5 protein-coding genes are annotated in these 9,652 nt (G+C 49.6%); 3 read left to right on the forward strand and 2 right to left on the reverse strand.

Annotated features, from left to right (window positions below; all coding sequences use genetic code 11):
- Positions 1-201: 201 nt before the first annotated feature.
- Both MKO97_RS11925 and MKO97_RS11930 read right to left on the reverse strand, forming a co-directional pair.
- On the reverse strand, positions 202-2,880 hold the full coding sequence (locus tag MKO97_RS11925; RefSeq protein WP_241103438.1) for a DNA gyrase/topoisomerase IV subunit A: 2,679 nt from the start codon (positions 2,878-2,880) through the stop codon (positions 202-204).
- Between the two features lie 402 nt (positions 2,881-3,282).
- Entirely contained in the window at positions 3,283-5,139 is a 1,857-nt protein-coding gene (locus MKO97_RS11930; RefSeq protein ID WP_241103439.1) for a DNA topoisomerase IV subunit B, read from the reverse strand.
- Positions 5,140-5,867: 728 nt separating this feature from the next.
- On the opposite strand from MKO97_RS11930, the gene MKO97_RS11935 reads away from it, so the two are divergent.
- The 3 genes from MKO97_RS11935 to MKO97_RS11945 all read left to right on the forward strand — a co-directional run bounded on the left by MKO97_RS11935 (position 5,868) and on the right by MKO97_RS11945 (position 9,604).
- Positions 5,868-6,224 (forward strand): hypothetical protein, encoded by a 357-nt coding sequence (locus tag MKO97_RS11935; RefSeq protein ID WP_241103440.1) that lies wholly within the window; start codon positions 5,868-5,870, stop codon positions 6,222-6,224.
- Positions 6,225-8,325: 2,101 nt separating this feature from the next.
- Complete coding sequence (locus MKO97_RS11940; protein WP_241103441.1) at positions 8,326-9,045, forward strand: pirin family protein; 720 nt, start codon at positions 8,326-8,328, stop codon at positions 9,043-9,045.
- Between the two features lie 28 nt (positions 9,046-9,073).
- On the forward strand, positions 9,074-9,604 hold the full coding sequence (locus MKO97_RS11945; protein WP_241103442.1) for a YceI family protein: 531 nt from the start codon (positions 9,074-9,076) through the stop codon (positions 9,602-9,604).
- Positions 9,605-9,652: the final 48 nt, after the last annotated feature.

Consider the following 9,652-nt stretch of genomic DNA (forward strand, 5'->3'; position numbering starts at 1 on the left):
GTCGAAAGTGGAAGCTACATCTTTGAAAGTCGATAGCAGGAACTTGGCGCCGGATCGCACCGCTCACAAAACGCACTACCCATATCAACCGTCAAAAAAGTGGGGCGCAAAACAGATGACAAACAGATGCACTAGGCTCGTCCCTAAATGAAAAGGGATGTCGTTTACAATGTGGTATACTCTCCGCTGTAGCCTGGGGTATTAGAACAACGTTGTCTGTCCTTCTTCATCCACCGGTGGATCCGGAAGCGCTTCGACCTCATCAGACGCATCGTCTGCTGATGCGAGCGGCATCGGTTCTGGTTCAGGCTCGGGTTCTTCTTCGTATGGCAACGGATCGAGCAGGTTGATCTGCTTGACTTTATCGGTCGTGAGTTGGTTGCCCTGTGCTTTGATGCCCTTGACCGAGATGAATTGCTCAAGATCGACGGTCTGGTTGTCTTTCTGGACGCCCTTTACCTTGGCAAATATGACTTCCGCTACGGGTCGCCAGTCGGTTGACACAATCTCAAGATGGGAACCTGCATGCTCGCTGATGAACAACTCTTCCTTATTCTCGTTCTCGACCAGAAAACGCTTCACGTAGTAGCGTTCTTTCTCGCCATCGTAATAAATGGCCGATACCGGTTTCCTGGGATTCCATTTTTCGAGACGGATCATATCGTCTTCGAAATGCGTCGACAATTCCGGGATGATGGTCTTGACTTTACCTGATTGGGTGATGACCAACAAGCGGTCGTTGGGTTTGAATTCGCCCAATAGTTCGCCGCGCCCGTCTACGTTGAGGCGTTGCACCGTATCGTCGAACCACACCTTACGGGGCCGCAGGGTCGAGATACCCTTCTCCTTCAGTTCGATTTTCTTGATCGGGTATTTCGTGACGGTATTGCCCCTTGAAGCACGTCCCTTGATGGCGATATTAGCGAAGTCGAGATCGAACTTCAGTTTTTTCACTGAACCGACTGCGCGCAGCAACACCGTCACCACTTCCGCCTCGCCGTTCGGGTTTCCGGAGAAATACAATACCATCGAACCCGGTTTTTCCTGGGTCAGGTCGTAGGCCTTGTCGCGGGTTACGCCCGAGACGTTGAAACGTTTGACATACGACGGCCCCGACTTACCATCGCGGTAAATCATGTTGTAGATGGTGCGTTTGTCGTTCTTGTCGAAGACGGCAATGTGGATAATATCCTTACCAACGAACTTCTTATCGTCGACTTTCGTTACCAGCATCTTGCCGTCGCGGAGGAACACGATGACGTCGTCTATATCGGAGCAATCGCCCACGTATTCGTCGCGCTTGAGTCCGGTGCCGATGAAGCCTTCTTCCCTATTGACGTAGAGCTTGGTATTGCGAAGGGCGACTTTGGTCGCTTCGATGTTGTCGAAACTGCGGAGCTCTGTTTGCCGTTCGCGTCCTTTGCCGTATTTCTCTTTCAGTCGTTTGAAGTAATCGATGGCAAACTCGATAATGTGCTCTAAATGGTGTTTCACCTGTTCGATATCGGCCTCGAGCGATTCAATGAGTTGTTGCGCCTTGTCGATGTCGAACTTCGAGATACGTTTGATGCGGATTTCCGTCAGGCGGACGATATCGTCGTCGGTCACTTCGCGTTTCAGGTGCTTCGTGAACGGTTTGAGCCCATTGTCGATGGCCCGGATGACGCCTTCCCATGTTTCCTCTTCTTCGATGAGGCGGTAGATCCGGTTTTCGATGAAAATGCGTTCGAGCGATTGGAAATGCCATTTCTCTTCGAGTTCACTGAGTTCGATCTCGAGTTCCGACCGCAGGAGTTCTACGGTGCGATGTGTAGAGATTTTCAGCATGTCGGTCACGCCGATGAACCGCGGTTTGTGCGAATCGATCACGCAACCGAGCGGGGCTACCGACGTTTCACAGGCCGTGAACGCGTAGAGCGCATCGATGGTCTTATCAGGCGATACGCCGGGCGGAAGGTGGATCAGGATTTCTACCTCAGCCGCCGTATTATCTTCAATCTTCTTAACCTTGATCTTCCCTTTTTCGTTGGCCTTCAGGATACTGTCGATCAGGGTCGATGTATTGGTCGAGAATGGGATTTGGGTAATGACCAGCGTCTGTTTGTCAAGCTGCGAGATCTTTGCCCGCACCCGCACCCGACCGCCGCGCATACCGTCGTTGTAATTCGAAATGTCGGCGATACCGGCGGTTGGGAAATCCGGGTACAGCACAAACGACTGCTTTTTCAAGACCTTGATAGACGCGTCGATCAGTTCATTGAAGTTGTGCGGCAATACTTTCGTGGACAGCCCCACCGCGATTCCCTCGGCCCCTTGTGCCAACAGCAACGGGAACTTGACGGGAAGGTTGATGGGTTCGTTCCGGCGGCCGTCATATGATAACTGCCATTCGGTGATCTTAGGGGAGTACAGTACTTCAAGCGCAAACTTCGACAGTCGCGCTTCGATGTAACGCGAGGCTGCGGCCCCGTCGCCTGTGAGGATGTTCCCCCAGTTCCCCTGCGTATCGATCAGCAGGTCTTTCTGCCCAATCTGCACGATGGCGTCGCCGATGGACGCGTCACCGTGCGGGTGGTACTGCATGGTGTGCCCTACGATATTGGCCACTTTGTTGTAACGGCCGTCATCGAGTTCGCGCATCGAGTGCATGATGCGGCGCTGCACGGGTTTGAAGCCGTCTTCAATGGCGGGTACCGCGCGCTCCAGGATGACATACGACGCATAATCGAGGAACCAGTCTTTGTACATACCGGTAACCTTGACGATGGTATCGTCGGGGTTTACTTCGTCGTTTTCGTAGAAGTTGTCGCTGGAGTAGCTTGTTCCAGGTTCGTCTCCTTCCTCTTGTGGGAGGTTATTTTCCAACTCGTCTTCTGACATTTCTTGGTTTTGGGTTTTGGGTTCTAGGTTTTGGGTGGTCGGGCCGCTCAAAACAGAAACTCAACTTATTGTATCTCCGGGGTATCCTATGGAACCGGTTGTTTCATTATACTACACACCGCAGCCCCGATGGCAGCGGAAAGCCCGGAGCCACACGACGCTTTTTTTGCGGTTTGGCGCGGCGACCGGAGGAAGCCGATGCGAAGCCGACAAAAAAACGGCGTTTGGCGAGGACTTGGAGCGAACAGCGGGAAATGACTGCACAAAGTAATTGACAATTGAGAATTGATAATTGATAATTGCGATTATGATGTGGGCGATTCATTGTGCATCGTACCTGGTTCATTGTCCACTTATAAACGCCGTCTAAGGCATTCGCTAATTCGCTCATCCGCTAATTCGCTAATTCTTCTCCACGACGTCTAGTTCCACCTTCAAATTATTGATGATGAAGTCCTGCCGGTCGGGTGTGTTTTTGCCCATATAGAATTCGAGCAGTTTCTCGATTGACGTGGCCTTGTCGAGCATGACCGGGTCAAGGCGTATGTCGGCACCGATGAAGTGCTTGAATTCGTCTGGGGATATTTCGCCGAGCCCTTTGAATCGCGTGATCTCGGGCTTTGGTTTCAGTTTTTCGATGGCGTCGACGCGTTCCTGCTCGCTGTAGCAGTAGATGGTTTCTTTTTTGTTGCGGACGCGGAACAGTGGCGTTTGCAGGATATACAGGTGTCCTTCTTTGATGAGTTCGGGAAAGAACTGCAGGAAGAACGTAATCAGCAACAGCCGGATGTGCATGCCGTCGACGTCGGCGTCGGTGGCGATGACGATGTTGTTGTAGCGGAGGTTTTCCATTTCCTCCTCGATGTCGAGCGCGGCCTGCAACAGGTTGAATTCTTCGTTTTCATAGACGATTTTCTTCGTCATGCCATACGAATTCAGCGGCTTTCCGCGAAGGCTGAACACCGCCTGCGTGTTGACATCGCGGGATTTGGTGATGGAACCCGACGCCGAGTCACCCTCGGTAATGAACAGCGTGCTTTCGAGGCTGCGCGGGTTTTTGGTATCGGTCAGGTGGACGCGGCAGTCACGCAGTTTCTTATTGTGGAGCGACGCTTTCTTGGCCCGTTCGCGGGCGAGCTTCCGGATGCCGGACAGTTCTTTGCGCTCGCGTTCGGCCTGCAGGATCTTGCGCAGTAACGCGTCGGCTACTTCGGGGTTTTTGTGCAGGAAATTGTCGAGTTGGTTCTTGACGAAGTCGTTGACGAAGGTGCGGACCGAGGTGAGTCCGGGACCCATTTCCGTAGACCCTAATTTCGTTTTCGTCTGGCTTTCGAACACCGGTTCTTCCACTTTGACGGAAATGGCCGACACAATCGACTTGCGGATATCGGACGCTTCGAAGTTCTTGTTGTAAAATTCCTTTACCGTGCGCACGACAGCTTCGCGGAAGGCCCCGAGGTGGGTGCCGCCCTGGGTGGTGTTTTGTCCGTTTACGAACGAATAATATTCTTCCGAATACTGCGTCTTGCTGTGGGTCATCGCGATTTCGATGTCGTCGCCGCGCAGATGGATGATCGGATACACGCAATCCTCGTCGGTGATGGTTTCTTCCAGGAGGTCTTTGAGTCCGTTGTCGGAATAGTACTTTTCCCCGTTGTAATAAATCGTCAGTCCGGTATTGAGGTAGCAGTAGTTTTTGAGCATCCGGATGATGTATTCATTCCGGTACTTATAATGACGGAAAATGGTTTCGTCGGCGATGAACTGCACTTTGGTGCCCCTCCGTTTGGTGGATTCGATCACGTCCTCCTCCAACGTCAGCTCGCCGGCGGAAAACTCGGCCGCTTTCTGCTGGTTGTCGCGCACTGACTCGACGCGAAAGAACGTCGACAAGGCGTTGACGGCTTTGGTACCGACGCCGTTGAGTCCGACTGATTTCTTAAACGCCTTACTATCGTACTTCCCTCCGGTGTTCATGCGCGATACGACGTCGACGACTTTCCCCAGCGGGATGCCGCGTCCGTAATCGCGAACGGTGACCATTTTGTCGCGAACGGTGACCTCGATGGTCTTCCCGGCGCCCATTACGAACTCGTCGATACAGTTGTCGATGACCTCTTTGAGGAGGATGTAAATGCCATCGTCGGGAGAAGAACCGTCGCCGAGTTTTCCGATATACATCCCCGGACGCATGCGGATATGCTCCTTCCAGTCGAGGGATCGGATGTTCTCTTCGGTATACAAATGCTCTTCTGCCATTGGTAGCGGTTTCCCGCTAATATAAAGGGATAGCGGGGGATTTTGGGTGGTGGGGAGGGAAAGTTATTAAGAAGGATATTGACAATTAATTAGCGAATGAGATAATTAGCGAATTAGCGAATGGGTGTTTCGAGGCGAGGGCGGGGATTCGGTTTTTGGTTTAGAGTTCATGGTTCATGGTTCATGGTTCATGGTTCTTGGTTCTTGGTTCATGGTTCTTGGTTCATGGTTCAGAGTTCTTGGTTCTTGGTTTTGGGTTTTGGGTTTTGGGTTCTTGGTTACATGTTGGGGAGTTGGAATATGGGGGCATTTTGGAAATTTGTCGCTATAGACGCTTTATATACGCCTTATATACGCTTTATCCAGGGAGTATTCAGGGAGTATGACCCGTTGTGTGGTAGCTATACAGATTGGTAAATAAATCCTTGTATGGCTCTACATGGGTGCTTGCCTTGTATAGGTTAGTTTGAAAACCTTTTGAGTTGCTTTTTTGAGCTTACTCGCGTGTATGATTTTTGTTGCCCTATTCTGCAATTTCGAATTTGGTATTTCGTAAAGTGGGTTGGGTCATCTGTTGCTCACACGCGCTACGCGCAGCGCCGATTTCAACGATAACGGAAGCTATTTCATTCAGGCAAAACCCTTATCTTGCCCAAAGCAAACGGTTTCGCATAATGGGCGACCCTGAGCGGGCGTGACGTGTTGTAGGCGCGTTAACCACAATTCGTATGAAAAAAGTAATGATCGCGACTCTACTGGTAGTACTCGCAATGACAGGCTGGCAGTTCGGTCTCTTTTATCGCTATAATTATGTTACGGCTAACGTTGATTGTTGGAAAAATGCGGTCTGCCTTGTTACGACAGAACCACCGGATCCCTGTGGAGCCCGGTGTGTAGGATTGAAGGAAAAATATGGATTTCATGAAGTGTATGTTGGTTGTAACCTATCTGACTCAGAAATGCGCGGCATAGACGCCTATAACGCCGAGGTTGAACGATATTTGAACAAAAGGAACGGTGGAAACTGGAGAAAGAAATACGAATCAGAACGGAATTCAACAACTGAAGATAAAGCGCTTAAATGACCGCACACCAAACGTAATAGTGCCCTTTATGAGTGACACGCTTAATTCATTTAAAGTAACAGACCGACACACGTTCATTGCGTTTCTTGAATTACTACACAGGGATTTTCTGGACCATCCTGAAAACTGGGAAAACAAAACGTTGCCTGATTTTTTGGACGCATTGCGCAGGTATACGGAGGACATCCAGGGTTATTACGATAACATGAAACTAAACGTGAATGCGGACGAACCAAACTGGTCAACATTTACAGACATTTTCAAGGGTGCCCGAATGTACGAGTAAACTGAGACGATACGGACGGACGAGTTGATCATTGTGAAAGCAAGTGCATGAGACGCACCGATGGGTTCCCCGATCCATGCGTAGAAAGACACAGGGTTTGCACCTATAGTTTATGGATTTCCGTCAAAAAAATGATACAACAGCATAAAAGGGGCACGATAGGTTTGGAAGGTTGTTTTGGTGGATGTGCGAAATGGTTCCGTAAAAAAAATAACGTATCGCTTTAAACTTCTGCTGACAGCCGCTAGGTGCAATGCACCAGTTTTGGTTAAGTAAAACATTTCGTCTTTTTTGTTACCTTCACTCCGAGCGGAGAATAATCAGTTTCAATTCTCGCCAACAACGCGCGACACTCGAAACCTTGGTATACTAAAACTACCCGATTGAAGAAAGTGGTTATTATTAAGTTCAAAGAATCTGCCAAACATTCCAACAGATTAATGTTGCTGCTTACAGCAGTTAGATCCAATCCGCTGGTTTAGTCTAAATTCAGAATCGCGTTTCTTACTACTTTACTCCGTTCCAATTGCGTCTGACTCGAGTGGCCGCGATAGACATCGCATAACCGCGGTTCTACGCAATTGCCCCTCCTCTTGCAAAGTGTATCCCTTTTTTTCCCTAACTTCATCCCGTCCCGCGGAGGGACCTAAATCCCAAATGCCGCAAGCGATGTGAAGCAGCCGGACGTTATCAAGCCTACGGAAATGATAGCATGTATTGAACTACTTCTCGCCTTCCTTTTTCCCATTACATGTATTTGTTTTGTCGTCCTCGTTATTCTTGGTGCAACCATACAAATTTCAAATGGGGGGCGGTAATTTTCTTAAAGACTTACATACTTTCAAAATAGGTATTCCCTCTCTTATTGGAACGGTTGCGGGTTTTGTTCTGATTTTTGGTCTATCCTCTTTAAAGCAGAAATTACTTCGAGACGAGGTAAGGCAATTTTTCAGTACCGGAAGTTACACGGTCATGATTAAGGGTCAAAAACGGGATTCGCTAGGGTTTGCCCTGCGAAAAATTGCTACAACATCTGATAATAGAAATACGGGGGACATTGAAATAAAGGCGCTTGCCCTAAACAAAACGGACACTTTAAAGCTACGACTGCAGCGATCGTCGGTGAGTCCATGTAAATACTGGGTATATGTAGAAAACGATCCCTCTACCAGTGAAAATTGTATTGGTGAAATAAATACGAAGTTATTGGACGGCTATTAGTTTAGCCTGGTGACAAAGCCCAGATACGGGTGAATGAAGGCAACGAAAGCAAAATCGATTTTTACATCTTTGCTAAGAGCTAAACACTATTAAAGATGAACTACGAAATGTCCTTTCAGGAAAGAGCGAAGTTAGGTTTGGAACAACTATCCAATCAATCGCCGGTTTCCTTAGAGTCAGCACGTCAACAGGCTCGGAAACTCCAGGCGCAAAGCACTTCAAAGAACAAAAAACGGAGAAGCTGAGTTCCTACATTTCGCAACATCGCCTTCAGATTGAGGTCGATGTATCTCATAATGGTAGTCAAGCGCAAAACAGATAGTATACTTCAAAATTCCGGGTACTTACCGGAAATGCCCAACCCCTCGCCCTTCACCATCAAATAGCCCATTTTCCCACGACTCATTTCCCATTACCCCCATTATCTAATTTTCTAATTTTCTCATTATCTAATTCCCATTCGCTAATTGCTTCGCCAGTCGGCTATCGCCTCGTGTCGCTAATTGTCTCATTCGCTAATTTCTTAATCCAGTTCAATGCTTTTCCCACCACCCCTACCCTAACTTTGTACCATAATTAAAAACTATTTCAATCATGGCCACAACGGTTTTACATACAGCAGCTTCCCGCGGACACGCCAATCACGGTTGGCTTGACGCCCGCCACACCTTCAGCTTTGCGAGCTACCACGACCCTAACCGGATGCACTTCGGTGCGCTGCGGGTTTTGAACGACGACCGCGTTGCCGGTGGTATGGGCTTCGGCACACACCCACACGACAATATGGAAATCATCACCATTCCGCTTGAAGGCGATCTCCAACACAAAGACAGCCTCGGCAATACCGCCATCATCCGTCGCGGTATGGTGCAGGTAATGAGTGCCGGATCGGGCGTACAACATAGTGAGTTCAACCCGAATGCCGATCAGCATACCAATCTGTTGCAGATTTGGGTGTTCCCGAACAAACGCAACGTCTCCCCCCGTTATGACGAACTCGTCATCTCGGATAAACAGCAACGGAATGCCCTCCAGCAGGTGGTGTCGCCGAACCCCGATGACGCGGGTGTCTGGATCCACCAGGATGCGTGGTTCCACCTCGGCACCTTCGACGCCAACGCAGGCACTTCCTATACCCTCAAAAAAGAAGGAAATGGCGTGTATGCCTTTGTGATAAAAGGTAGCTTTACCGTCGCCGGCGTAGAACTGAACGAACGCGACGGACTTGGCATCACCGACACCGATGCGTTCGACCTGACCGCTTTATCGCGTGACAGCGAAATTCTTTTGATGGATGTACCCATGAAATTCTAACTGAAATAAACTTTTAAAAATCACCAATATGGCAACTACAAAATGGGTTCTTGACCCGACCCACTCCGAAATTACCTTCAAGGTAAAACACATGATGTTCACCAACGTATCCGGAAAGTTCGACACCTTCCAGGCAACGGCAGAAAGCGATGGCGATAATTTCGAAAACGCCCGCTTCGACTTCCAGGCCGAAACCACGTCGATCAATACCGGCAATGCCGACCGCGACAACCACCTCAGGGGCGGCGACTTCTTCGATGCCGAGCAATTCCCGCAACTGACGTTCAAGTCGACGGCGTTCCAACAGAAAAGCGGCGACGACTACACCCTGACCGGCGATCTGTCGCTGCATGGCGTAACGAAGTCTATCTCGCTTGACGTCGAGTTCGGCGGACTGGCGCAGGATCCGTGGGGCAACACCAAAGCCGGACTCAGCGCCACAGGCAAACTGAACCGTAAGGACTTCGGCCTCAACTGGAACGCAGCCCTCGAAGCAGGAGGTGTGTTGGTAGGAGAAGAGGTGAAACTCCACATCGAACTGCAGTTCGTGAAACAATAAATCGGCTTTTTTGCCCTGTGAAAAACGTGGATGCCTCGGGTGTCCGCG

This window comes from Flavobacterium sp. HJ-32-4 (genome assembly GCF_022532105.1).
Classification (GTDB): domain Bacteria; phylum Bacteroidota; class Bacteroidia; order Flavobacteriales; family Flavobacteriaceae; genus Flavobacterium.

Coding starts and splice junctions, on each gene's coding strand:
- MKO97_RS11940 (WP_241103441.1), top strand. CDS start 8,326: ATGGCCACAACGGTTTTACATACAGCAGCTTCCCGCGGACACGCCAAT.
- MKO97_RS11945 (WP_241103442.1), top strand. CDS start 9,074: ATGGCAACTACAAAATGGGTTCTTGACCCGACCCACTCCGAAATTACC.
- MKO97_RS11935 (WP_241103440.1), top strand. CDS start 5,868: ATGAAAAAAGTAATGATCGCGACTCTACTGGTAGTACTCGCAATGACA.
- MKO97_RS11925 (WP_241103438.1), bottom strand. CDS start 2,880: ATGTCAGAAGACGAGTTGGAAAATAACCTCCCACAAGAGGAAGGAGAC.
- MKO97_RS11930 (WP_241103439.1), bottom strand. CDS start 5,139: ATGGCAGAAGAGCATTTGTATACCGAAGAGAACATCCGATCCCTCGAC.